This window comes from Bradyrhizobium sp. Ken51, assembly GCF_055807435.1.
In genome coordinates this window covers 1-24170 of record NZ_JBVVPB010000026.1, presented here as the reverse complement: position 1 = coordinate 24170, position 24170 = coordinate 1, and the positions used below count along the sequence as shown (strand labels likewise).

The 24170-nt window shown below is 64.9% G+C and carries 23 protein-coding genes; 14 read left to right on the top strand and 9 right to left on the bottom strand.

Annotation, left to right across the window (positions count from 1 at the left end):
- The first annotated feature begins 69 nt into the window (after positions 1 to 69).
- A complete protein-coding gene (locus AC0L27_RS31505; protein WP_354129849.1) occupies positions 70 to 507 on the top strand; it encodes a hypothetical protein in 438 nt (145 codons plus the stop codon).
- Positions 508 to 552: 45 nt separating this feature from the next.
- Here AC0L27_RS31505 and AC0L27_RS31500 read toward each other — a convergent pair whose 3' ends face one another.
- Positions 553 to 1071, bottom strand: coding sequence for a hypothetical protein (locus AC0L27_RS31500; protein WP_354207960.1), 519 nt, complete (start codon positions 1069 to 1071; stop codon positions 553 to 555).
- A gap of 160 nt (positions 1072 to 1231) precedes the next feature.
- Positions 1232 to 2779: an acetolactate synthase large subunit gene (locus AC0L27_RS31495; RefSeq protein ID WP_354207962.1), complete on the bottom strand. Its 1548-nt coding sequence runs from the start codon at positions 2777 to 2779 to the stop codon at positions 1232 to 1234.
- Positions 2780 to 3034: 255 nt separating this feature from the next.
- On the opposite strand from AC0L27_RS31495, the gene AC0L27_RS31490 reads away from it, so the two are divergent.
- Both AC0L27_RS31490 and AC0L27_RS31485 read left to right on the top strand, forming a co-directional pair.
- Positions 3035 to 3613, top strand: a complete 579-nt coding sequence (locus tag AC0L27_RS31490) for a L,D-transpeptidase (protein WP_354207964.1) — start codon at positions 3035 to 3037, stop codon at positions 3611 to 3613.
- A gap of 199 nt (positions 3614 to 3812) precedes the next feature.
- On the top strand, positions 3813 to 4628 hold the full coding sequence (locus tag AC0L27_RS31485; RefSeq protein ID WP_354207966.1) for a DUF2927 domain-containing protein: 816 nt from the start codon (positions 3813 to 3815) through the stop codon (positions 4626 to 4628).
- A 54-nt stretch (positions 4629 to 4682) separates the two neighbouring features.
- On the opposite strand, the gene AC0L27_RS31480 is transcribed toward AC0L27_RS31485, so the two are convergent.
- The gene (locus AC0L27_RS31480) at positions 4683 to 5489 is read right to left on the bottom strand and encodes a class I SAM-dependent methyltransferase (RefSeq protein WP_354255092.1); all 807 of its coding nucleotides are present in this window, start codon (positions 5487 to 5489) and stop codon (positions 4683 to 4685) included.
- 102 nt (positions 5490 to 5591) lie between these two features.
- Positions 5592 to 6719, bottom strand: a complete 1128-nt coding sequence (locus AC0L27_RS31475) for a threonine synthase (protein ID WP_354207970.1) — start codon at positions 6717 to 6719, stop codon at positions 5592 to 5594.
- A gap of 390 nt (positions 6720 to 7109) precedes the next feature.
- Between AC0L27_RS31475 and AC0L27_RS31470 the strand changes: the two genes are divergently transcribed.
- The 4 genes from AC0L27_RS31470 (at position 7110) to AC0L27_RS31455 (ending at position 10588) form a co-directional block, all read left to right on the top strand.
- Positions 7110 to 8366 (top strand): GTP cyclohydrolase II, encoded by a 1257-nt coding sequence (locus AC0L27_RS31470; protein WP_275173652.1) that lies wholly within the window; start codon positions 7110 to 7112, stop codon positions 8364 to 8366.
- Between the two features lie 7 nt (positions 8367 to 8373).
- Positions 8374 to 9612, top strand: coding sequence for a URC4/urg3 family protein (locus AC0L27_RS31465; protein ID WP_354207973.1), 1239 nt, complete (start codon positions 8374 to 8376; stop codon positions 9610 to 9612).
- 55 nt (positions 9613 to 9667) lie between these two features.
- Positions 9668 to 10297: a uracil phosphoribosyltransferase gene (gene upp / locus AC0L27_RS31460; RefSeq protein WP_027520210.1), complete on the top strand. Its 630-nt coding sequence runs from the start codon at positions 9668 to 9670 to the stop codon at positions 10295 to 10297.
- 75 nt (positions 10298 to 10372) lie between these two features.
- Positions 10373 to 10588, top strand: a complete 216-nt coding sequence (locus tag AC0L27_RS31455; RefSeq protein WP_473321545.1) for a hypothetical protein — start codon at positions 10373 to 10375, stop codon at positions 10586 to 10588.
- A 13-nt stretch (positions 10589 to 10601) separates the two neighbouring features.
- Here the strand turns inward: AC0L27_RS31455 and AC0L27_RS31450 are convergent, their stop codons facing one another.
- The 3 genes from AC0L27_RS31450 to AC0L27_RS31440 form a co-directional block, all read right to left on the bottom strand.
- The gene (locus AC0L27_RS31450) at positions 10602 to 11093 is read right to left on the bottom strand and encodes a DUF305 domain-containing protein (RefSeq protein ID WP_354207977.1); all 492 of its coding nucleotides are present in this window, start codon (positions 11091 to 11093) and stop codon (positions 10602 to 10604) included.
- Between the two features lie 102 nt (positions 11094 to 11195).
- Positions 11196 to 12305 (bottom strand): M48 family metallopeptidase, encoded by a 1110-nt coding sequence (locus AC0L27_RS31445; protein ID WP_354207979.1) that lies wholly within the window; start codon positions 12303 to 12305, stop codon positions 11196 to 11198.
- A gap of 3 nt (positions 12306 to 12308) precedes the next feature.
- Entirely contained in the window at positions 12309 to 13463 is a 1155-nt protein-coding gene (locus AC0L27_RS31440; protein WP_354062028.1) for a YjgN family protein, read from the bottom strand.
- 364 nt (positions 13464 to 13827) lie between these two features.
- Here AC0L27_RS31440 and AC0L27_RS31435 point away from each other — a divergent pair, with 364 nt between their 5' ends.
- Positions 13828 to 15093, top strand: a complete 1266-nt coding sequence (locus AC0L27_RS31435; RefSeq protein WP_354207982.1) for a cytochrome P450 — start codon at positions 13828 to 13830, stop codon at positions 15091 to 15093.
- Between the two features lie 92 nt (positions 15094 to 15185).
- Positions 15186 to 16460, top strand: a complete 1275-nt coding sequence (locus tag AC0L27_RS31430; RefSeq protein ID WP_354207984.1) for a cytochrome P450 — start codon at positions 15186 to 15188, stop codon at positions 16458 to 16460.
- Between the two features lie 222 nt (positions 16461 to 16682).
- On the opposite strand, the gene AC0L27_RS31425 is transcribed toward AC0L27_RS31430, so the two are convergent.
- Positions 16683 to 17603: a LysR substrate-binding domain-containing protein gene (locus tag AC0L27_RS31425; RefSeq protein WP_354207986.1), complete on the bottom strand. Its 921-nt coding sequence runs from the start codon at positions 17601 to 17603 to the stop codon at positions 16683 to 16685.
- A 124-nt stretch (positions 17604 to 17727) separates the two neighbouring features.
- On the opposite strand from AC0L27_RS31425, the gene AC0L27_RS31420 reads away from it, so the two are divergent.
- The 4 genes from AC0L27_RS31420 (at position 17728) to mdlC (ending at position 22614) form a co-directional block, all read left to right on the top strand.
- Positions 17728 to 18897 (top strand): acyl-CoA dehydrogenase family protein, encoded by a 1170-nt coding sequence (locus tag AC0L27_RS31420; RefSeq protein ID WP_354207988.1) that lies wholly within the window; start codon positions 17728 to 17730, stop codon positions 18895 to 18897.
- Positions 18898 to 18907: 10 nt separating this feature from the next.
- On the top strand, positions 18908 to 20011 hold the full coding sequence (locus AC0L27_RS31415) for a CaiB/BaiF CoA transferase family protein (RefSeq protein ID WP_354061818.1): 1104 nt from the start codon (positions 18908 to 18910) through the stop codon (positions 20009 to 20011).
- Between the two features lie 15 nt (positions 20012 to 20026).
- Positions 20027 to 20875 (top strand): HTD2 family dehydratase, encoded by an 849-nt coding sequence (locus AC0L27_RS31410; protein ID WP_354207990.1) that lies wholly within the window; start codon positions 20027 to 20029, stop codon positions 20873 to 20875.
- A 116-nt stretch (positions 20876 to 20991) separates the two neighbouring features.
- Positions 20992 to 22614 carry a benzoylformate decarboxylase gene (gene mdlC / locus AC0L27_RS31405; protein WP_354207992.1) on the top strand — a complete coding sequence of 541 codons (1623 nt, stop codon included), beginning with the start codon at positions 20992 to 20994 and terminating at the stop codon, positions 22612 to 22614.
- A 163-nt stretch (positions 22615 to 22777) separates the two neighbouring features.
- On the opposite strand, the gene AC0L27_RS31400 is transcribed toward mdlC, so the two are convergent.
- Positions 22778 to 23554, bottom strand: coding sequence for an SDR family NAD(P)-dependent oxidoreductase (locus tag AC0L27_RS31400; protein ID WP_354207994.1), 777 nt, complete (start codon positions 23552 to 23554; stop codon positions 22778 to 22780).
- 76 nt (positions 23555 to 23630) lie between these two features.
- Between AC0L27_RS31400 and AC0L27_RS31395 the strand changes: the two genes are divergently transcribed.
- Positions 23631 to 24092 (top strand): MarR family winged helix-turn-helix transcriptional regulator, encoded by a 462-nt coding sequence (locus AC0L27_RS31395; RefSeq protein ID WP_354207996.1) that lies wholly within the window; start codon positions 23631 to 23633, stop codon positions 24090 to 24092.
- Positions 24093 to 24170 lie beyond the last annotated feature (78 nt).

The following is a 24170-nucleotide window of genomic DNA, read 5'->3' as shown; positions in this document are numbered from 1 at the left end:
GCTGCGGTCTGGATATTGCGATCCGGTGAACCGGCACGCGCAACATCGGCCTCCGGCGAGGTCCGCCCGGTGTGGACGGAAATCGACTGGCCTTTCGGCGCGGACCCCTGGGGGAAAGGAAAAGCGTTCCGCTGCAAGGCCGAAGATTGCGGCGGCGAGGTCCAGCTCTACGTTCGCCCCAAGCTCGGCTTTTGCAACTGCGCTACCGGAGTCGCCGACGACGGCGACCTCGAACAGATGGGCGACCTGGCGCTGATTGGGAGGGCAACGCCGACGGCTGCCGGCCGAGAGATCGTCGTCGGTCCGATGCGCGGCCGCAGCCGGGCATATCGCGTCGAAGGGAACCCCAAGGCCGCGCTCTCACTCGCCTTCAATCAACGCTGCGACATGGTAGCCGCGACGGCTTTGCTCGCACCGGGCGCGACCGCGTCACTGGAGCCGGCGGTGCTGTCATTCCTCAATAGCGACCGCATGTTGAAATGGGCCGAGATCGCCCTTGGATTATGACTCAAAGCAATAGCTGAATTAAACGCGACAATCTCGGCACTCGCCTTAACGCGCAGCCCTCAGGCCGATCTCCTCCAGCCGGGTCGCGAACCAGCGCGACAGCGGTTGCTCAAGGACGCCGCTGACATAGACTTCCGAGATCGTCACGTTGTTCTTGTCCAGCACCAGCAGCACGCCGATCCAGAAGGCGAACCAGACATGCGCATCGGTCAGCGCCATCAGCTTATGCTGGTCGTGATCAAGCGCGGTGTGATTGCTCGCCTTGCGGATCTCCACGGTCAGCAGATTGTTCGGGATCTCGCGCTGATGCACGACGACGTCAGGATAGATCGACTTGCCCAGGTGATCGTCGGTCGAGATGATGGTGCCGTGCGGCAGATGCAGCGTACGTTCGCCGAGCCGGTCGTAGTTGCAATCGACCGACCAGCCGGAGAATTGCTTCTCCAGATATACAGCGAAGCGGTGCGTGATGGCACGCTCGCCGATGTCCTTCTCGAACAGGAATGCTTCGTGGGCGTAGAAGTCCCGGAGCGCCGCGATCACCTTGTTCAGCTCGGTCTGCATCTTGCCCCCCGGCCACTCGGCGCTCCATTTCAAAGCCGTGAGTAGCCCGGATGGAACGTAGCGCAATCCGGGTTCTCGCAAAACGCACAATGTCCCGGATTACGCTGTGCTCCATCCGGGCTACATGAGGGCCGGAATTCGCGGCGCGATCGAGCAGTTCTTACATCTGGACTTCGATAAGCCGCGGACCGGGCTCGGCGACGGCTTCGGCCAGCGCCTTGTTGAACTCGTCCGCGTTGGTAACGGCGCGGCCGGGCACGCCCATGCCCTTGGCCAGCGCCACGAAATCCAGCGTCGGCCGGTCGAGGCGAAGCATGTCGTTGGCGCGCTGGCCGGGCTCGCCGGCGCCGACATTGTCGAACTCGCCGCGCAGGATCTGGTAGATGCGATTGGCGAACACGATGGTGACGATGTTGAGGTTTTCACGAGCCTGGGTCCACAGCGACTGGATCGTGTACATCGCGCTGCCGTCGCCGACCATGCAGATCACCTTGCGGTCCGGGCAGGCGATCGCGGCACCAATCGAGAGCGGCGTCGAGAAGCCGATCGAGCCGCCCATGTTCTGGAGCCAGTCGTGCGGAGCAGCCGCCGCCGTCGGCGGGAAGAAGGCGCGGCCGGTGGTGAGGGATTCGTCGACCAGGATCGCATTCTCGGGGATCGCATAGGCGATCGACTGCGCGATCGAGGCGTGGGTCAGTGCGCCGGTCGGCTTGAGCAGCTCGGCCGAGGCCTGCGGCTTGACGTCCTTCGCGCTGGCCTTCACCGCGCCGGCGAGCGCTTCCAGCGCTGCCACCGAATTCTCACCCCAAGAGGTCATGCGATGCACGTCGCAGCCTTCCGGCTTGAGGATGCTCGGTTTGTTCGGATAGGCGAAGAAGGCCACGGGATCGTCGGACTCGACCAGCACGATATGGCGGAACCTCGCCAGCATCTGCAGCGCGTTGTCGATCACGTAATGGATGCGATCGATCGAGAAGCGGCCGCGGCCGCGCGCCATCCTGGGACGGAAGGTCGGGCCCATCACGGTGCAGCCGGTCTTGGCGGCGATGCGCTCGGCCAGCGCCAGCCCCTGCTCGCTCAGCGCACTGCCGGTCATCAGCAGCAGCGTGCCCTCGCCATCGCCGTGCAGGATTTTTGCGGCCTGCTCGACCGCCTGCGGCGAATAGCTCGCGCGCTGCTGATCGGCCGGAACCTCGGCGATGCCATCCGCTTCGTTCCAGGCGGTGTCGGCGGGCAGGATCAGGGTCGCGATCTGCGGCGGCGCGCTCTTGGCGGCGGCGATCGCCGCGGCACCGTCGGCGGCGACTGATTTGGAGTCCGGCGAGGTCCGGACCCAGGAGGACATCGGCCGGGCCAGACCCTCGATGTCGGAGGTCAGCGGCGCGTTGTAGCCGATGTGGTAGACGGCGTGCTGGCCGACGATGTTGACGATGCCGGAATTCGCCTTCTTGGCGTTGTGCAGATTGGCAAGGCCGTTGGCGAGACCGGGGCCGAGATGCAGCAGCGTCGAGGCCGGCGTGCCCTTCATGCGGAAATAGCCGTCGGCGGCGCCGGTCACCACGCCTTCGAACAGGCCGAGCACGCAACGCATGCCGGGCACGCGGTCCAGCGCTGCGACAAAATGCATCTCGGAGGTGCCGGGGTTGGAGAAGCAGACGTCGACCCCGCCCTTGACCATCGTCCGCACCAGACTTTCCGCACCGTTCATCCGTCAGCTCCTGCAACCGGCAATGTTCCAACAATCCGTCCGATCAATCATTGTTCGCTCGTCTCGTCAAAGCAATAGCCGGCATCGCCGCCCTGCGATGCGCCCGTTTGGCTAATGCTTTCCGGCAAATTGGCATGGTTGCCGATTTGGTAACGCCATTCATTAAGGATGCCTCCCTCACGGTGGCGTGGCTTGCGGAAAGCTCGCAAATATGGCCTGTGACTGCAGTTGAATCGATTTTTTGCTGGGGGAACTATGATCCGGTATTTTGCCGCGCCGCTTGCCGCCATCGCACTGCTGTCGGCTACCGCCGGCGGTGCCTTCGCCGAGGAGTTCGACTCGCGCGACATCATGGGCGGCGGCCCGAACTTCTTCCGCGGCGGCTCGAGCCCGGTCCCCCGCACCACCGTCATGTATAACGGCAATTACGCCCCCGGCACGATCGTGGTGAACACCTCGGAGCGCCGGCTCTACCTGGTGCTCCAGAACGGCCAGGCCCTGCGCTACGGCATCGGCGTCGGCCGCGATGGCTTCCGCTGGGGCGGCGTGCACAGGATCACCGCCAAGAAGGAATGGCCGGATTGGACGCCGCCGTCGCAGATGCTGGCCCGCCGGCCGGACCTGCCGCGTCACATGAAGGGCGGCGTCGAGAATCCGCTCGGCGCGCGCGCGATGTATCTGGGCTCGACGCTCTACCGCATCCACGGCTCCAACGAGCCGGAGACGATCGGCCAGGCGGTGTCCTCGGGCTGCTTCCGCATGACCAACGACGACGTCAGCGACCTCTACGGCCGCGTCGGGGTCGGCACCACCGTGGTCGTGCTGAACAACTAGCGCCGCGCAGGATTCCGTAGGGTGGGCAAAGGCGCACTTGCGCCGTGCCCACCACGTGTCGGCAAACTGGATTACTATGGTGGGCACGCTTCGCTTTGCCCACCCCACGCAGAGGCGCTCGAATTCCGGCAGGAACCCGCAGGGCTGGTAAATATGCGGCCTTGTGCGTCGCTTCCGAATACGGCAGCGTCACCCGGCAATGAGCGCATCGGCCCCTTCTTCGTCCGGCTATCGCATCGCCCTGCTGGCGCTCGCCACCGTCGCGTTTGCCCCTGACACCGCTACCATCGCCGTCGCGGGCGAATTGCCTGCGATCGCCTCGCGCCAGCGCGCCGAGAAGAAGAGCTTTACCGACGGCGAGATCGTCGATGGCTTTCTCAAGACGGCGTTCGGCGCCGAATACCACCTCGCCGGCCGTGTCGACCGCATCCGCAAGTTCGACGGACCGGTGCGCGTGTTCGCCGAGAGCGACCGCGCCGACCGCAAGGCGCAGCTCGCAAAGGTCGTGGCCGACATCGGCAAGCGCGTGCAGCATCTCGACATCGCCATGATCGACAGCAGCGAGGCTGCAAATGTGCGGGTGAAGCTCGTGCGCGACCGCGATCTGTTCCGCACCATCTCGAGCTTTTACGGTGCGGAGAAGGCCCGCGAGATCCGCACCTCGCTCGATCCGCAATGCCTGTCCGGCTTTCGCAAGAACGACAATTTCGAGATCGAGCATTCCGACGTCATCCTCACCGTGGACAACGGCGATTTCACCTTTCTCGACTGCGCCTATGAGGAGCTGCTGCAATCGCTCGGCCCGATCAACGACACCGCGAGCGTGCCCTGGACCATGTTCAACGACAACGTCTCGATGGGCTATTTCGACGTCTACGACCAGTACATCCTCAACCTGCTCTACGATCCCCGCATCAAGGCCGGCATGACCATACATGAGGTCAAGGCGGTGCTGCCCGACGTGCTCACAGATGTGCGCATCTGGGTGAAGCGGGTGAACGAACTGAAGGAGTAGAGAACTTCCACCTTCTCCCGCAAGAGGAGAAGGGAAGTCACTGTCAACGCCGCCTCACACCTTCCTCGCCTTCGACATCAGGAATTGCTGGCGCATCACGTTGTTGCTTCCATCGAAATATTCGGAGATCAGCGCCTCGAACTCACTGCGAAAACTCCGCAGCTTGTCCGGCTCGTCCTTGTACTGGGCGACGAGCTTGATCAAAGGCCCGATCGTCGTTTCCATGGTGCGGCGGAAATGCTGCGGGCTGAGTGCGGACGGTGTCATGATGTCCATGTCGAAGGCGATGTCCTTCACTTTCCCCGCGAGACGTTCGGCGACGATCTTCGGATCGCCCCACGACACCGGTGATGCCACGCCCTCGGGCGGCGGCAGATGGCGGCCGATCAACGCGAACATCCGCCCGACATAGAGATGCGGCGGCCAGGTGGAGAAGGCGATGGTGCCGCCGGGCTTCAGCACGCGCAGCATCTCGCCGATGGCGACCTCGGGGCGCGGCGCGAACATGTGGCCGAACTGGCTGAGCACGACGTCGAACTCGTTGTCGCCGTAGGGCAGGCTTTCGGCGTCACCTTCGGTGAAGTCGAGATCGAGGTTCGCCAGCTGCGCGTGCTCGCGGGCGCGCTCGACCAGGACAGGCGATAGGTCGAGACCCCTGACCTTCGCTCCGCGGCGCGCCGCCGTGATCGCGGCGACGCCGGTGCCGCAGCCGACGTCGAGCAGCCTTTGGCCGGTCGCGACCCCGGCGAAACTCACGAGCTTGGCGGCCGAGGGCGTCGTGAACACCTCCATCGGCGTGAACAGCGACCAGGCTTCCTTCTGGACTGCCTTGAAACCAGCAAACGGGTCTTGCGCGGTCATGGAACTCTCCCTTCGCTCGAGGTCAGTTTCCATGAGGCTGACGACGGATACCAAAGGTTCAACGCGGGCCCATGACGGCGACGGCTTCGCCTCCTCGCGGTCCTATTGCACCAGATCGGCAACGATGGTCGCGGCCTTGAGGCCGGTGCCGGTGAGGACCGCAACCGTGGTCTCGTTCGCCCTGATGGCACCGGTGGCGGATAGTTTGTCCAGCGCGGCGGCAGCACTTGCGCTGGTCGGCTCGGCGAACAGGCCCTGCCGCGCCAGACGCCGCAGCGCGGCGACGATCTCATCCTCGGTGAGCGCGATGGTGCCGCCGCCGCTCTCACGCAACGCGCCGATGATCTCGCGCAGGCGCAGCGGATGCTTGATCGCAGTGCCTTCGGCGATGGTCTTGTTGACCTCGCGGACGACAGGCGTGTCGACGCCCGCCTTGAAGCTTGCATCGATCGGCGAGCAATTGAGCGGCTGCGCCGCAAACAGGCGCGGCAGCTTGGTGATCTGGCCGGCTTTCAACAGCTCACGGAAACCAAAGGCGCAACCGAGCAGAGAGCTTCCGGCGCCGACGGGGACGATGACGTTGTCGGGGGCGCGAAAGCCGAGATCTTCCCAGATCTCGTAGGCGAGCGACTTGGTGCCTTCGAGAAAAAACGGCTGCCAGTTGTGGCTGGCGTAGAAGGTCTGGCTGGACTGCCGGATGGCCTCGGCCTCCGATTCCTCGCGCGGGCCCTCGACCAGCTGCACCGCCGCGCCATAGGCGCGGACCTGCGCGATCTTGGCCGGCGACGTCGATGCAGGCGCGAGAATCTTCACGCGCATGCCGCCGGCGGCACCTAACCCCGCCATCGACGAGCCGCCATTGCCCGACGAGTCCTCCAGAATGGCCTCGACGCCGATCTGCCGAAGAAAGGACAGCATCACGGCGGAGCCGCGGTCCTTGAAGCTGCCGGTGGGGTTGAACCATTCAAGCTTGAAGAACGGGCGCAGCTCGCCCCAGGCCTGCTGGACCAGCGGCGTGCAGCCTTCGCCGAGCGTGATCGGAGTCTTGATCTCGACCGGCAGCGCCGCCCGGTAGCGCCAGAGCGATCGCGTGCGCGGCTCGATCTCCTCCCGCGACATCCCTTCCCCCGGCGTCACCAGCAGCGGCGTGCGCTCGTCCGAGCACCAGCGCGGCTGGTCGAGCGGATAGAGCTGTCCGTTGCGGGGATCGATGTAGGCGGCGGCGGGCATGGCGGTCTCCAGGGAAGACGATGAGGCAGGCGATCGGGCAAAGGCGATCTGTACGTTTGGTTTGATGACACGTTTTGTCCGGAAACTCGACGCCCGCCACGCAAGCCGTGCACCGCCCCTTGAAAGCACGAAAAACATAATTACTTCATCGCCTTACAGCGATTTCATCGAGGTCGGCCAGTGTGGTGGCGTGGCTCTCACGCAGCCCCTGCCGGCTCGGTGATGACGGGGATTTGGCCGCGAGCCGCCTGCCCTGTGCAGCACGATTAACTTGTCTGTCGTGGCTGGCCGCTACAATATGTTGGATTGCGTCGCCGGTGACCGCACCGGCAACGCCGCAGAGCCAGGCCCGTCCGAGCGGCGGGCCGTTGGCTTTTTGGGAGTTTGGTCATGAGCCGAGCGAACCGTACCGACCACATCCGCCTCACCTCCCATCCGGAGCCGGGCCGGAAGGCGGCCTTCCCGATCCACTGGGGCGCCGCCGACGCACGGGCCCGCGGGCCGATCATCGGCACGGTGTCGCGCGCCGGGGATCGCAACGTGATCGGCAGCCATGGCGGGTCCTATGCGATGTACCGCGCGCTCGCGGTGTCCGCCGGCGCGCTCGATCCGATCCGTAGGCCCGATCTCACCAACACCTTTCCGGCCGCGACCATCGGGCCGTTCCCGCAATGGAGCGATCCCGCAAAAATCGTCGCACTCGATCCCTGGGGGCATCTCGTCGCCGAGAATTTCGGCAAGGAGATCGCCGAGGGTTCCGACATCAGGCCGAGCATCGCGGTGACGCGTGCGCGACTGGACCTGCCGGAGATCCGCGAGGCGCTCGCCGCCAAGCGCCTACGCGCCGACGGCGACGTCGTGCATGCCAATGGCAGCGTGTCGGTGGTGAAGATCGCGATCGATCCGGTCTGGTATCTGCCGGGCCTTGCGGAACGCTTCGCGACCAACGAGACCGAGCTGCGGCGCACGCTGTTCGAGCAGACCGCCGGCATGTTCCCCGAACTGGTGACCCGGCCGGACATGAAGGTGTTCCTGCCGCCGATCGGCGGCACCACCGTGTATATGTTCGGCGATGTGACAAAACTGCCGGACCATCGCACCAAGATCACCTGCCGCGTGCATGACGAGTGCAACGGCTCCGACGTGTTCGGCTCCGACATCTGCACCTGCCGGCCCTACCTCATTCACGGCATCGAGGAGTCCGCGCGCGGCGCGCAGGAGGGCGGGCTCGGGCTCGTGATCTACAATCGCAAAGAAGGCCGCGCGCTCGGCGAGGTCACGAAATTCCTGGTCTACAACGCGCGCAAGCGCCAGGAGGACGGCGACGCGGCCGCCGCCTATTTCGAGCGCACCGAATGCGTCGCCGGCGTCCAGGACGCGCGCTTCCAGCAATTGATGCCCGATACCATCCACTGGCTCGGCCTGAAGCGCATCGACCGCTTCCTCTCGATGAGCGACATGAAGCATGACGCGTTGACCTCGCAGGGCATCGACATCGTCGAGCGCGTGCCGATCCCGCCCGAGCTCATTCCCGCCGACGCCTATGTCGAGATCGCCGCGAAGAAGGCCGCCGGCTATTACTCCACCGACATCGCGCCGGAGAAGGACGTCGACGGCGTGGTCGGGCGTTCGCTGGAAAAATACTGATCGATTGATGGCAGAGGCTTTGGAATTGCAGGCCCGTTCGCTGCTCAGCGCAGCAGCGGTTCGCGCGCGTGCCGGCGAGATGTTCGAGATCGGCTTGAACGGCGGGCTGACGCATTTCACGATCGATCTCGATCGCATGGACACCGTTGCCGATGCCGTGTTGGCTGTCACGCGAAAAGCCTATCCGACGCTGGAGATTCCCTTCCATGCGCGCTGGCGCCATTTCGTGCTTGGCGGCGTCGACCGCTGGGCGCGGCTCGCGGACGCGGCCCCGTGGCCGGATCGCGCCGCGCGGGCGCGCGCGGAGTTCGACCTTGCCATTGTCAGCGTGCTGCTCGATGCCGGCGCGGGTGCGTCGTGGCGATACCGCGACGCCGTGACGGGACAAAGCATCGGCCGATCCGAGGGACTCGCGATTGCAAGTCTCGACATGTTCGCGACCGGTCTTTTTTCCCGCGATGCCGGCGCGCCGTTCAGGGCCGATGCGGACATCCTTGCTAAACTGCCCCTCGCCTCCCTCACCTCCGCCTTTCAGGTGAGCGATACCAATCCGCTGCTCGGGCTCGAGGGGCGGACCGATCTGCTGCGGCGCTTGGGCAAGCTGGTGGCGGAGCGCGGGGACGTGTTCGGCGCGCACGACACGCCGCGGCCGGGCGGGCTGTTCGATTACATTGCGGCGCAGGCGAAGGGCGGCGCGGTTCCCGCGCCCGCAATCCTCTCGGCGGTGCTGAACCAGCTCGGACCAATCTGGCCGTCGCGGCTTGAGCTTGCCGGGATTCCGCTCGGCGATTGCTGGCGCCATCCGGCGATCAAGGCCGACGACGCGACCGCGGGCCTCGTGCCCCTGCACAAGCTGTCGCAATGGCTGAGCTATTCGCTGATCGAGCCGCTGCAGCGCGCCGGAATTGACGTCACCGACATCGATGGCCTGACCGGGCTTGCCGAATATCGCAATGGCGGCCTGTTCGTCGATCACGAGGTGTTGCGCCTGCGCGACGCCGCCGACGCCGAATGTGCGCATCCGGTGGACTCACTGCTCGTCGTCGAGTGGCGCGCGCTGACGGTGGCGCTGCTGGACCAGCTGGCCGAACTGGTCCGTGCAAAGCTCGGCCGCACGCCTGAGACATTGCCGCTCGCCAGCATTCTCGAAGGCGGCACCTGGGCCGCGGGCCGCGCCATCGCCTTCGCGCGCCGCCCCGATGGTTCGCCGCCGCTCAAGGTGATCAGCGACGGCACGGTTTTCTAACGCGTAATCCAAACGCGTCGCATTGCGCATCGATCAATTTCAGGAGCATCCCGTCATGCAAGGCGTCACGATCGTCGATCATCCGCTGGTGCAGCACAAGCTGACCCTGGTGCGGGACAAATCGATCTCGACCAAATCGTTTCGGGAGCTGATCAAGGAGATCGGCATGCTGCTGTGCTACGAGGTGACGCGCGACCTGCCACTCGCCGATACCGTTATCGAAACGCCGCTGGCGACGATGCATTCGGCCAAGATCGCGGGCAAGAAGCTGGTCTTCGTACCGATGCTGCGCGCGGGCACGACCTTCGTCGACGGCATGATGGACCTGGTGCCGACAGCGCGCGTCGCGCATATCGGGCTCTATCGTGAGCCGCACAGCTTTGCAGCGGTCGAGTATTTCTTCAAATCGCCGTCCGACCTCGGCGAACGCCTGGCCATCGTGGTGACGCCGGTGGTTGCGACCGCCAACACCGCCGTGGCCGCGATCGACCGGCTGAAGGAGCGCGGCGCCAAGGATATTCGCCTCGCCTGCCTGATCGCTGCCCCCGAAGGACTCGAACGGCTGCGCGGACTGCATCCGGACGTCCCGATCTGGACGGCCGCGGTCGACGAAGGTCTCGACGAGAACGGTTTCATTTTGCCGGGCCTCGGCGACGCGGGCGACCGCGCCTACGGGACGAGATAGGCGCCGGCCTGCAAACCGCGTCACATTAGGAACAGCTTCGCTCGCACAAGGTTTTCCTGCTCTACGATGGAGAGCATGATGACCTATCAGGATGACCAGCGCAGGGCAGACAGAGCACGCCGCAACAGCCCGGTGGGCTGGGCGATCGGCGCGATCTTCGTGATCGCCGTGGTCGCAGCCGTCTTCTTCTACAATGGACGCGATGTCGGTCCCCAGACGACCACCACCAGCCCGACCAACGCGCCGAGCGTCACCACGGGCTCGACCAATCCGGCCGCCCCGGCAAAGTGATACGAGGGCCGCTTCAGGTCGGCGGCCGCGGCGGCAGATCCTTCGCGTCCGCGGGCGCGGGCTTCTCCTTGAGGTCGGCGATCAACCGTTCCATCTCGCCGATCTCGCGCACCTGGGCTTCGATGATGTCGTCGGCCAGCTTGCGGACGCGGGGATCTCTGATGTGCGCGCGCTCGCTGGTGAGAACCGCGATGGAATGATGCGGGATCATCGCCTCCATATAGGCAACATCGGTCACGGTCTGTTGGCTTCGAACGAGCCAGAGCGAAACCGCAAACACGACGGCGCTGGCGGCCAGAATGGCGAGGTTCGCCGTACGGTTCCTGTACATGCCCCACATGAAAGCGAGCATCACAGCGGCCATGACCGCGCCCATCAGCAACGCCATCCACGTCCGGGTCTGGCTGTACCAGACGTGATCCAGAGCGAAGGTGTTGAGATACATCAGACCGAACATGATCACGGTGGAAACCGCGATCATCGTGACGAAACGACCGTAAGCCATGAGGAACATTCCCGCTGTCTATCGGGGGATAACCACACTCCGACGGATCGTTCCTCGCCGTCGGATGATTTGGCGCGGGGCCAACGCGGGGCGGCGAGAGATTCAGATCTTGCCGCTGCCGCAGATCCCCTTCAGTGACCGCCACTCCGCATCGGTCAGCAGCGGCGGGCCGCTGGCGGGGCGGTCTTCTTTCGTCATGCGGGCGAGGCGGTCCTCGGTTAGCGGATGGCTCGCCAGGATCGACGTGAGGCCGCCGCCTTCCTTGCCGGTGATGCGGAACATCAGCTCGGCCGCGGGCTTCGGCGAACGGCCGAGCTTATGCATGATCTCGATGGCGAACGTATCCGCAGCGGTCTCGGCTTCGCGGGAATAGGAGGCCTCGACCACGCTGCGCGAGGCGAAGATCACGGCGCTCGACCCGGTGACGTCGCCGAACAACAGGCCGATCAGGAACGAGGTGCCGCCGTTGTAGATCAGGCCGCGCATGTTGTCGTAATGCTTGAGATGACCGAGCTCGTGGGCGAGGATGCCGGCGAGCTCGTCCGCGCTTTCGGCCTTGTCGATCAGACCCTTGAGCACGAAGACCTTGCCGCCCGGCAGCGCGAACGCGTTCGGCACCGGGGTCGGCAGCACGCCGGCGGTCATGGAATCGTCGTCGAGGCCGGCAGCATCGCGCAGCCGATTGACGAGTTTGATGAACGCCGCCTTCCCCGCCGCGTCCTCGCACACATTGCGGCCGAAGATCGTCTTCACCTGAACCTCCGACGCATCGCCGATGCGCCGCTCGATCGGTTTCGGCACTAGCGGCGCGAGGCGGTCGGCAGCGAGCGGCACGCCGAACAGCACGACGCAGACGATGGAGACGGCGGCAGCCATCGACCAGCCGACGATTTTTGCGACGCCGCGGCGCGAAGTCTGGTGCTCGTCGAGCCGCATGCAGCGGGCGGTCACGTCTGAGGCGAGCAGAGCGTCGCGGATTTCCAGCCGCGCCAGCGGCGGCGCGGAAGCGCAGGCGAGCCGCAAAATGCCGGGCGGGCTGTCGGCGCGGCGGATGTCGGCATAGGCCCAGCGAACGGACGTCCCGCCCTCTTCGACGATCTCGAGCGCGTCGCTGAGCGTCAGCGTCACCTGCCGTCTGCGGCTCGACACGCCATCGAAGAAGATCGTCGGCTTCGCGGACTGCGCCGGGGCCTCGGCGAATACGTCACTCACAGCTCAGAATCCCGCGACATCGAGTCCATCGGCAAAGCCTTCGCCCAGCGCGCTGGCAAGCTCGGCGCTGCCGCGCACATCCGCGGCGGCGGCAATGTTGTGCACCTCGACGGTTTCCAGCACCTTGGCCCAGAGATCGCGCTGAAGATAGACCCGCATGACGATGTTGACCGCAAGGGCGACGGCGAAGTAGCCGATGACCATCATCACCAGCATCGGGATGCTTCTGGAGGCATTTCCGGGGCCGAAGACTTCGTCGGCCGGAACGCCGCTCAGCTGGACGACGAGCATGGTGGCACCGCCAATATAGAAGCCGAAAATGGTCGAGAGCAGCAGCCACCAGCCGACCACCTTCCAGTACAGGCCGTAAAATGCGTTGTGCGGCAACTCCGAGGACAGGCTGACGCCGCCGATGCGAATGCCGTCGAGCCACCAGCGCCATTCGCGCGCCTTGAACTCGGCGTAGACGAACGGAGCGAGGGGGAAAATGACGAGCGCGATCGGGCTCAGCAGCCACAGCCACCAGCCCCGCTTGAAGAACGTCCAGCCGTCGGCTTCGAAATCGCCGCGCAAATCGCCGTAATGGGTGTGCCGCATCTTGTAGCGTTCGAGCGAAGCCTCGCGCCACGGCAATGCGAGCCCAAGCGTCAGAAACACCAGCAAGCCCCACAGCATGGCGCGGAACGAATAGGCCCAGCCCGATCCGTCCATCCAGAACCGCACGCCGCGCCAGACCGTGCGCGTCAGGCGATAGCGCCGCGCGCGAAAGATCGCGAACTGACCGAAGGCGTAGAAGCTGATGAACAGCGGCGTGGAGGCAAAGCCCTGCCAGCGCTCGAACTCGATGCCGACAAGGAAGTAAGCGAGGTAGATCGGCACCAGGATCGCGAGCGCGAACAGGAAGCCGACCAGAAGCTCCCTGGCCCGCCCGGTATATTCGGCGGCATCGCCGTCGACCGCAGTGTTCGCCCAGAGATGACGGCGGATGTCGGTGACGAGCCAGAACCGGTAGAAGCCGAAGGTGACGAGTTCGAGCAGGGCACCCTTGGTGACCAATTTGCGAAACTCGGTGCGGTTGCCGGTGAAATCGACCCGCGTGGGCGGCAGCGGCGGAGGTAAGGGTTCGGAGCCGATGGGGGCCCATTGCATGTCGTTCACGGCGGCAACCTCGGGATGCGGATCTGGTTCGATCAAACTATAGATCAGAGATTAGTCGATGCCCAAGATGGGCGGGTTCGATTTGGCTCGATTCGGGTCGATTTCTGGCACGATTCCGCGGCCGAGGGCGTGCGCGAGATCACGTTCGCGAATGTCGCGTAGCCCGGATGGAGCGAAGCGCAATCCGGGACAGCGGCAGTGGCCGCCCGAATCCCGAATTACGCTTACGCTCCATCCGGGCTACCGGCGAGATCTTGGCAAAACTCGCCCTTGCTCCGGCGCAGACAACGGGTTGTAATTGCAAACCAAATACCGCGGCGCAGAATTCAACGAGAACGCGCGGTTCATGTCAGGGAGAGCGGTCATGCATGGGACCATCGAAAGCGCGGCGAAGCTCGACGCGTTACGCGCACGCGCAACGTCACTGCCGCTGGAGCAGTTCGATCCAGGCGACCCCGAGCTGTTCAGGACCGATACGTTCTGGCCCTATTTCGATCGCCTGCGCCGCGAAGATCCCGTGCACTATTGCAAGGACTCGATGTTCGGGCCGTATTGGTCGGTGACGCGCTACAACGACATCATGGAGATCGAGACCAATCATTCGGTGTTCTCCTCGGCCTCCTCGCTCGGCGGCATCACCATCCGCGACATCGATCCGGATCTGCGCCGCGAGAGCTTTATCTCGATGGACCCGCCGCGCCACGCGGCGCAGCGCAAGACCGTGGCGCCGATGTTCACGCCGACGCATCTGGACAATCTCGCGCTGAGCATCCGCCAGCGCTCGGCGGAGTGCCTGGACAATCTGCCGCGTGGCGAGGTGTTCGACTGGGTCGACCGCGTCTCGATCGAGCTCACCACGCAGATGCTCGCCGTGCTGTTCGACTTCCCCTGGGAGGACCGCCGCAAGTTGACGCGCTGGTCGGACATCGCGACCACCATTCCCGGACCCGACGGCCTCGTCGCCACCGAAGACGAGCGTCAGGCCGAGCTGACGGAATGCGCGGGCTATTTCACGCGGCTGTGGAAGGAGCGCATCGCGCAGCCGCCGAAGAGCGACCTGTTGTCGATGATGGCACATGGTGCCGCGACGCGCGACATGGACGCGAAGAACTTCCTCGGCAATCTGATCCTTCTGATCGTCGGCGGCAACGACACCACCCGCAACACCATGTCCGGCTCGCTCGACGCACTGAGCCAGCATCCGGAGCAATATCGCAAGCTGCGCGACAACCCCGCGCTGCTCGACAGCTTCGTGCCGGAAGTGATCCGCTGGCAGACGCCGCTGGCCCATATGCGGCGCACCGCGCTTGCGGACTTCGAGTTCCGCGGCAAGCAGATCAAGAAAGGTGACAAGGTCGTGATGTGGTACGTTTCGGGCAACCGCGACGCCGACGCGATCGAAAAGCCCTACGAATTCATCATTGACCGCGCGCGGCCGCGCACGCATCTCTCATTCGGCTTCGGCATCCACCGCTGCGTCGGCCTGCGGCTTGCCGAACTCCAGCTCAAGATTATCTGGGAAGAGATCCTCAAGCGATTCGACCATATCGAGGTGGTCGGCGAACCCAAGCGGGTCTATTCGAGTTTCGTGAAGGGTCTTGAAACCTTGCCGGTGAAGATTGCGGCTTAGATTCGCAAAGATGAGTTCGACACGTCCACAAGGAAGCTGCGCCCCCTCTCCTGTACGCGGGAGAGGTTAAGCAAGCAACTGGAGCAACCACCATGAACATTCAAGCGCCGGTTAAAGTGGACAAGGCCGAACGCATGCGCAGGGCTCGCGAAGAGGCCTATGCGACACCGCTGGCGCAGTTCCACCCGGGCGCGCCGAGACTGTTCCAGGACGACACCCTGTGGCCGTGGTTCGAACGGCTGCGCAAGGAAGAGCCGGTCCATTACTGCACCAACGCGCCGATCGAGCCGTATTGGTCGGTGGTGAAGTACAACGACATCATGCATGTCGACACCAACCACGGCCTGTTCTCCTCCGACTCGACGCTCGGCGGCATCGGAATCCGCGACGTGCCGGAAGGCTATGATTGGCCGAGCTTCATCGCCATGGACCAGCCGCGTCATTCGTCGCAGCGCAAGACGGTGTCGCCGATGTTCACGCCGACGCATCTGGACGAGCTGGCAAAACTGATCCGCCAGCGCTCGCAGACCGTGCTCGACAATCTGCCGCGCAACGAGACCTTCAATTTCGTCGAGCGCGTCTCGATCGAGTTGACGACGCAGATGCTGGCCACCCTGTTCGACTTCCCCTGGGAGGAACGACGCAAGTTGACGCGCTGGTCCGATGTCGCGACCGCGCTGCCCAAGAGCGGCATCGTTGCTTCCGCCGAAGAGCGCCGCCGCGAGATGGACGAATGCTACGCTTACATGTCCAAGCTCTGGAACGAGCGCGTCAATTCCGCGCCACGCAACGATCTGCTGTCGCTGATGGCGCACAACGACGCCACGCGGTTCATGGATCCCGACAATCTCATGGGCAACATCATCCTGCTCATCGTCGGCGGCAACGACACCACGCGCAACACCATGACCGGCTCGGTGCTGGCATTGAACGAGAACCCGGAGCAGTACGACAGGCTGCGCGCCAACCCGGAACTGATCGATTCCATGGTGCCCGAAGTGATCCGCTGGCAGACCCCGCTCGCGCATATGCGGCGCACCGCGCTGCAGGACACTGAAGTTGGCGGCAAACACATCAAGAAGGGCGACCGCGTCGTGATGTGGTACGTCTCCGGCAATCGCGACGAGGAGATGTTCGAGAGGCCGAACGAGTTCGTCATCGACCGCCCGCGGCCGCGCACCCACCTCTCCTTCGGCTTCGGCATCCACCGCTGCGTCGGCATGCGCCTCGCCGAGCTCCAGCTCAAGATCGTCTGGGAAGAGATGCTGAAACGCTTCGACCGCATCGAGGTGGTCGGCGAGCCCAAGCGGATCTATTCGAGCTTCATCAAGGGATACGAGTCGCTGCCGGTGAGGATTCCGGGGTAGACTCATCCTCCGTCATTGCGAGGAGCTCTTGCGACGAAGCAATCCAGACTGTCACCGCGGAGGGATTCCTGGATTGCTTCGCTGCGCTCGCAATGACGAGGTTTTGGGTGCACTTGCGCGCCAAACTCGGTGAGATCACCCCAGCTATAAAATTCCGGCATGACAGGTCGCGCCAGATGCGAAGGCGAGATCGCGCGCGACTGTTCTACGACACCGGCACATCTAACTCAACTTGATGTCCCACACGCCGTCCTTGCGGCAGGCGGCGACCTCCTCGCGCAGGAGGGCGGTGACGGCAACCGAGGCCGTCGAGACCGGGCGGTCGATCGGAGAGGCGAATATGAGCTCGCGCGTCATGGGCTTCGAGACGACGGCCGTTTCCAGCCGCCTGTCCGCGACCTCGCCGTGGACCGACGAGGGCGGCAGCAGCGCGAAGCCGAGGCCCTCCTCGACGAGGCTCGTGAGCACGCGGAACGAATCCGCCTCGAGCTGGACGTTGAGCTTGATCTTGCGTTGCGCCGCCGCGTGCTCAATCAGCGCACGGAGGCCGTGGGAATGACTGGGCAGCACCAGCCGTTGCCGCAGCAGCCAGCCGACATCGACGCTCTTCTTGCGCGCCAAGCCACAACCGCGTGGACCCACCGCGACGATGTTGTCGCGACCGAGGCTCTCCACGTTGAGATGCAGATCGGCGGAGCGGCCGTAGAGGATGGCGAGATCCATCTCGCCGCGATGCAGCCATTCGACGAGATGACCGCTGTAGCTCTCGACGATGCGCAGCGAAATGCCGGGAAACTTTTCGACGCAGCGCCGCGCGAAGCGCGCCGACAGCACGCAGCTCACGGTCGGGACCAGGCCAAGCACGACCTGGCCGGACGGCGGCCCCTTGGACGACTGGATGTCGTCCCGGATCTGGTCGATCTGCCGCACGATGCCGGAGGTGCGCGCCAGCAAGAGGCGGCCGGCATCCGTGAGCACCATGCCGCGGCCGTTGCGAGTGAACAATTCGGTGCGCAGCTCGTGTTCCAGCAGCTTGATCTGCCTGGAGAGCGCCGGCTGCGCCACACGCAACGTATCGGACGCCTTGGAAAGGCTGCCGAGCTCCGCCACGCAACTGAAGGTCCTGAGCTGACGGAAATCCATGCTTGCCAATCCTGGAAGGCTACTCCATACGCTATAGCAAATGAGCATAGGGGGCTGGCATTGTTTTCACAACGCCAGAGGATCGGCCGGCGTTATCCTAACTGCCGCACATACGGGAAACCCCATGAGTGAAGAACACCACACCGAAGATCACGCCGATATCCGCGAAGCCGTCGCAAAGCTCTGCGCGCAGTTTCCCGGCGAATACTGGCGCAAGCTCGACCGTGAGATGGCCTACCCCAAGGCCTTCGTCGACGCGCTGACCGAGGCCGGTTATCTCTCGGTGCTGATCCCCGAGGAGTATGGCGGCGCCGGCCTGAAGCTTTCTGCGGCCGCCGCGATCCTCGAAGAGATCCAGCGCGCGGGCTGCAACGGCGGCGGCTGCCACGCCCAGATGTACACGATGGGCACCGTGCTGCGGCACGGCAACGACGAGCAAAAGGCAAAATATCTGCCGAAGGTCGCGAGCGGCGAATTGCGGCTGCAGGCCTTCGGCGTCACCGAGCCGACCAGCGGCACCGACACCACCTCGCTGAAGACTTTTGCGCGCAAGGACGGCAACGCCGGCTACATCGTCAACGGCCAGAAGATCTGGACCAGCCGCGCCGAACATTCCGACCTGATGCTCCTGCTGGCGCGGACCACGCCGAAGGACCAGGTCAAGAAGCGCACGGATGGACTTTCGGTGTTCATCGTCGACATGCGCGAAGCCAAGGACAAGGGCCTCGAGATCCGCCCGATCCGCACCATGATGAACCACGCCACCACCGAAGTGTTCTTTACCGACATGAAGGTGCCGGCGGAAAATCTGATCGGCGAAGAGGGCAAGGGCTTTCGCTACATCCTCTCCGGCATGAATGCCGAACGGATCCTGATCGCGGCCGAATGCGTTGGCGACGCCAAATGGTTCATCGCGAAGGCCACCAATTACGCCAAGGAGCGCAGCGTTTTCGGCCGGCCGATCGGCCAGAATCAAGGCGTCCAGTTTCCGATCGCCAAGGCCTACGCTGCGATGCGCGCCGCCGAACTGATGGTGAAGGAAGCGACGCGCAAATACGAGGCCGGGCTCGACTGCGGCGCGGAGGCCAACATGGCCAAGATGCTGGCGGCCGATGCGTCGTGGGAAGCGGCCAACGCCTGCGTCCAGACCCATGGCGGCTTTGGATTTGCCGAGGAATACGACGTCGAGCGCAAATTCCGCGAGACGCGGCTCTATCAGGTGGCGCCGATCTCGACCAATCTCGTGCTGTCCTTCATCGCCGAGCATGTGCTCGGCATGCCCCGCTCGTACTGAGGCAGCCATCATGGGAGCTCTTGACGGGATCAGGGTGATTGCGGTCGAGCAGGCGGTGGCAGCACCGTTCTGCTCGTCGCGGCTGGCGGATGCCGGCGCGGAGGTCATCAAGATCGAGCGGCCGGAAGGCGATTTCGCCCGCGGCTATGACGCGGCAGCCAAGGGCCAGAGCAGCTACTTCGTGTGGCTGAACCGCGGCAAGCAATCGGCGGTGGTCGATCTCGCCACCAAGGAAGGCTGCGCCGAGCTCGAGAGACTGATCGCGAGCGCCGACGTGCTGATCCAGAACCTCAAGCCGGGCTCGATGGACAAGCTCGGCTTTTCGCGCGAGCGGCTGCTGAAGGATTATCCCAGGCTGATCTCGTGCACGATCACCGGCTATGGCGACGAGGGCCCCTATGCGCACCGCAAGGCCTATGATCTCTTGATCCAGGCCGAGAGCGGCCTGGCCTCGATCACCGGCAATCCCGACGGCGCCTCGCGGGTCGGCATGTCCATCGTCGACGTCGCGACCGGCGCCACCGCGCATGCAGCGATTTTGGAGGCGCTGATCGGGCGCGGACGCACCGGCAAGGGCGCTGACATCCGCATCTCCATGTTCGACGTGATGGCGGACTGGTGCACCGTGCCGCTGCTCAACTCGGAAGCCGGCAATCCGCCCAAACGCATGGGGCTGCGCCATCCCTCGATCGCGCCCTACGGCGTGTTCACGTCGAGCGACGGCAAGGACATTCTGATCTCGATCCAGAGCGAGCGCGAGTGGAAGACGCTTTGCGCAAAAGTGCTGGACCAGCCGGACCTGCCCGCCGATCCGCGCGTTGCGAACATGGTCGAGCGCGTGCGCAACCGCGACTTCACCGACAAGACGGTCGCGGATGCCTTCGGCAGGATGACGCGCGACGAGCTATTGAAGCGGCTGTCCGACGCCGACATCGCCTTTGCCGAGGTCAACACCATGGCCGATCTCACCAATCATCCGCACCTGCGCCGCATCGAGGTCGACACGCCGCAGGGGCCTGTCAGCTATCCCGCGCCGGCGCCGATCATCATCGGCGAGACGCGCAGCTATGGCGCGGTGCCAGGGATCGGCGAAAATCCCCAATCCAGGAAATAACAAGAGCGAGGCGTCATGACCGAGAAGCTCGACATCGATCATCTCAGGCAGTGGATCGGCCGCAGCGAAGAGGCAACCGACACCGTCACGGCGCAGCTCGTGAAGGGCCTGCGCGCGACGCTGTTCCAGGAGGTCGGCGCGCCCAAGGCGGGCGATGCGGCGCCGTTCACGGTGCATTGGTGCCTGGCGCAGCCGGTGTTTCCGATGTCGATGCTCGGCCCTGACGGCCACCCCACCCGCGGCGGCTTCCTGCCGCCGGTGCCGCTGCCGCGCCGGATGTGGGCCGGCGGCGAGATCGAGTTCCTGCAGCCGCTGCGCGTCGGCGATGAATCGACGCGAACCTCGCGCATTGCGGACGTGCAGGTGAAATCAGGCTCGACCGGCACGCTGTGCTTCGTCTCGGTCGAGCACAGCATCTCCTCGCCGCGCGGCATCGCCGTCCGCGAGCGGCAGGACATCGTCTATCGCGAGATGACGACGACGCCCGCGCCGGCAAAGGCCCCGCCTCCGCCGCCGAAGGCGCAGCATCGCGAAACGCATGTCTCCGACCCCGTGCTGCTGTTTCGATATTCCGCGCTGACCTTCAATGGCCACCGCATCCATTACGACCGCGACTACGTCACCAAAGTCGAGGGGTATCCGGGCCTGATCTTCCACGGCCCGTTGCAGGCAACGTTCATCATCGAGATGGCGGCGAAGCTGCGCGGCGGCAAGGCGCCGAAGAAGTTCACCTATCGCGGGGTGCAGCCGCTGTTCGAGGGTAGCGAGTTCTCGATCAACGCCAACGAGACCGAGGCCGGCATGGAGCTGTGGACCGCGAACGCGGAGGGACAGCCGACGATGAAGGGGACGGCGGTGTGGTAGGTTTGTCATTCCGGGGCATCGCGCAGCGATGAACCCGGAATCTCGAGATTCCGGGTTCGATGCTTCGCATCGCCCCGGAATGACGCCACGACAATAAGCATTCGGGGACGGAAACCATGGCGAAGAACGGCAAGAGCGGCAGCAAATCCGTCACCGTCAAGCAGGCGACGCTCGACCTGCTGCGCTCCTTCGGCATCAAGAAGGTGTTCGGCAACCCAGGCTCGACCGAGCTGCCGTTCCTGAGCGACTGGCCCGACGATATCGACTACGTGCTGGCGCTTCAGGAAGCCTCCGCGGTCGGCATGGCCGATGGTTATGCGCAGGCGACGCGCAATGCCGGCTTCGTCAATCTGCATTCGGCCGCCGGCGTCGGCAACGCGCTCGGCAACATCTATACCGCACATCGCAACCAGACGCCGCTGGTGATCACCGCGGGCCAGCAAGCGCGCTCGATCCTCCCGTTGCAGGCGTTCCTGTATGCGGAGCGTGCGTCCGAATTCCCGCGGCCCTATGTGAAGTACAGCGTGGAGCCGGCGCGGCCCGAGGACGTGCCGGCCGCGATCGCGCGTGCCTATTACACCGCGATGCAGCCGCCATGCGGCCCGACCTTCGTCTCGATCCCGGTCGACGACTGGGCGCATGCCGCAGCTCCTGTCGAATCCCGCAAGGTCAGCCGCGAGATCGGGCCCGAGGCTGATGCGATGAAGGCGCTGGTCACAGCGCTCGGTTCGGCCAAACACCCTGCCCTCGTCGTCGGCCCCGGCGTCGATCGCGCCGGCGCGGTCGACCTGATGGTGCGCGTGGCCGAGAAGGCCAGGGCCAGTGTCTGGGTCAGCCCGTTTTCGGCGCGCTGCTCGTTCCCGGAACGTCATCCCCAGTTCGCGGGCTTCCTGCATGCCTCGCCGGCGCAATTGTCGGACGCGCTGCGCGAGCACGACCTCGTCATCGTGATCGGCGCGCCGGTGTTCACCTTCCACGTCGAAGGCCACGCCGCGATCTTCGACGGCGGCGCGACGATTTTCCAGATCACCGATGACCCGGATGCCGCAGCGGTGACGCCGGTCGGAACCAGCATCATCGCGACGATGAAGCCGGCGCTCACGGCGCTGCTCGATCTCCTGCCCGAGAGCAAGCGCGCGGCACCGGAGGGGCGTACGCTGCCGCCGGCCCCGCAAGCCGGCGATCCGCTGCCGGTCGAATTCCTGCTGCATTCGCTGTCGCAGGCGATGCCGGAAGGCGCGTCGCTGGTCGAGGAAATCCCCTCGCATCGACCGGCGATGCAAAAGTTCATGCCGATGCGCGGTCAGGACAGTTTTTACACCATGGCGAGCGGCGGCCTCGGTTACTCGCTGCCGGCCGCGGTCGGCATGGCGTTGGGCAAGCCGAACAGCCGCACGGTGTGCCTGATCGGCGACGGCTCGGCGATGTATTCGATCCAGGCGCTGTGGACCGCCGCGCAGCGCAAGCTGCCGCTCACCATCGTCGTCATCAACAATTCCGGCTACGGCGCGATGCGCTCGTTCAGCCAGGTGATGCAGGTGAGGAATGTGCCGGGACTCGAACTGCCGGGGATCGATTTCGTCCGGCTCGCCGAAGGCATGGGTTGCCATGCGGTGCGGGTGAGCAAGGCGGCGGAGCTGGGCGAGGCGCTCAAGCGCGGGATGGCGCACGAAGGCACGAGCCTCGTCGAGGTGATCGTGGATTCGGCGGTGCCGGTGTTGTACGGGCAGAAGCATTGACGACGTCGTCCCGGCGAAGGCCGGGACCCATAGCGCGCAATTCATCGATTGTGCGCGGCGCCAATCCCGAACAACCAATCTTCACCAAACGTCTCCCTGAGGTTATGGGTCCCGGCCTTCGCCGGGACGACACCAGGTTTTTGGCCAATGCCGCCGCGCAAATCTAAGACGCCAGGAATCCGCCATCGGCTGCCAGCACATGCCCGACGACATAGGACGACGCGTCGGACGATAGCCACACCACCGCCTCGGCCACCTCCTCCGGGCTCCCCATCCGCCGCAGCGGCAAACCCGCGCTGACGGTTGCGACATCGCCGACACCGGCGCGCAGCATCATGTCCGTGACGACGCGGCCGGGGGCGATGGCGTTGATGCGGATGCCGCGCGGCGCGTTCTCCATCGCAGCCGAACGTGTCAGCGAGATCGCCGCAGCTTTGGATGCCGAGTAGAGCGAGAACCCGGGATTGGGATTGCGCACGCCGCTGACGGAGGCGTTGACGACGATGCTGCCGCGGCCTTTCGCGAGCATGACCGGCAATTGATGGCGCAGGCACAGGAACAGCGCGCGGACATTAGTGTCGAACACGCTGTCATAGACATCCATGCCCTGCTCCCCCAGCGGGGCGCGGCGCTCCTGGAAGCCGGCATTGTTGAAGGCGACGTCGAGCCTGCCGCATCGCTCGACCGCCGTGGCAACGAGGCGTGCGACGTCGTCCTCGCGCGTGATATCGGTCTTGATCGCGATGGCGTCCGCACCGAGTTCGCGGCACGCCGCGGCGGTGGCGTCGATCTCGGCTTCGCGTCGGCCCGCCAGGACAATCGCCTCCGCGCCTTCGGACGCCATTCGCAACGCCGTGGCACGGCCGATGCCGCTGCCGCCACCCGTCACCAGGCAGACCTTGCCCCTCATCCGCGCTCCCGCCGGCAAAGTTCCGCACATGGCTCGCTCCAAAACGCTTGCGCGCGCCGTTGCGCGCATATAGTTGTATGATACAACTATATGCGGAGAGTCAAGCATGACCGGGCTTTCGCTGATCGACGACATCCGCGCGGCCTCGCGCCTGATGGTGCGCGAGCTCGGCTTCATGGATGCGACCGTGGCGGCATCGGACTATCCGCCGTCGGCCGTGCATACGATCCTGGAGATCGGTATTCGTGGGCCGATGAATTCGGGCGAGCTCAGCGATTTCCTGCGGCTGGAGAAATCGAGCGTCAGCCGCCTGGTGCGCAAGCTGATCGACTGCGGCGAGTTGCGGGAGACGCCCGATGACGCCGACGCACGCAGCAAGGTGCTGTCGCTGACGGCGAAGGGCCGCCGCACGCTGGAGGCGCTGCACGCGTTCGGACGGCAGCAGGTGAGTGGCGCACTCGCGGCGCTGACGGAGGCCGAGCAGCGCACGGTGCGGGAAGGGATGATGCTTTATGCGCGGGCATTGCGGCAGAGCCGGGTGGAGGACGAGGTGGAGTCGGCGGCGTGACCACCAGCGTCGTCCCGGCGAAGGCCGGGACCCATAACCCCAGGGAGATTGGGTGAACAGGACAAAGAGGATTAAGGC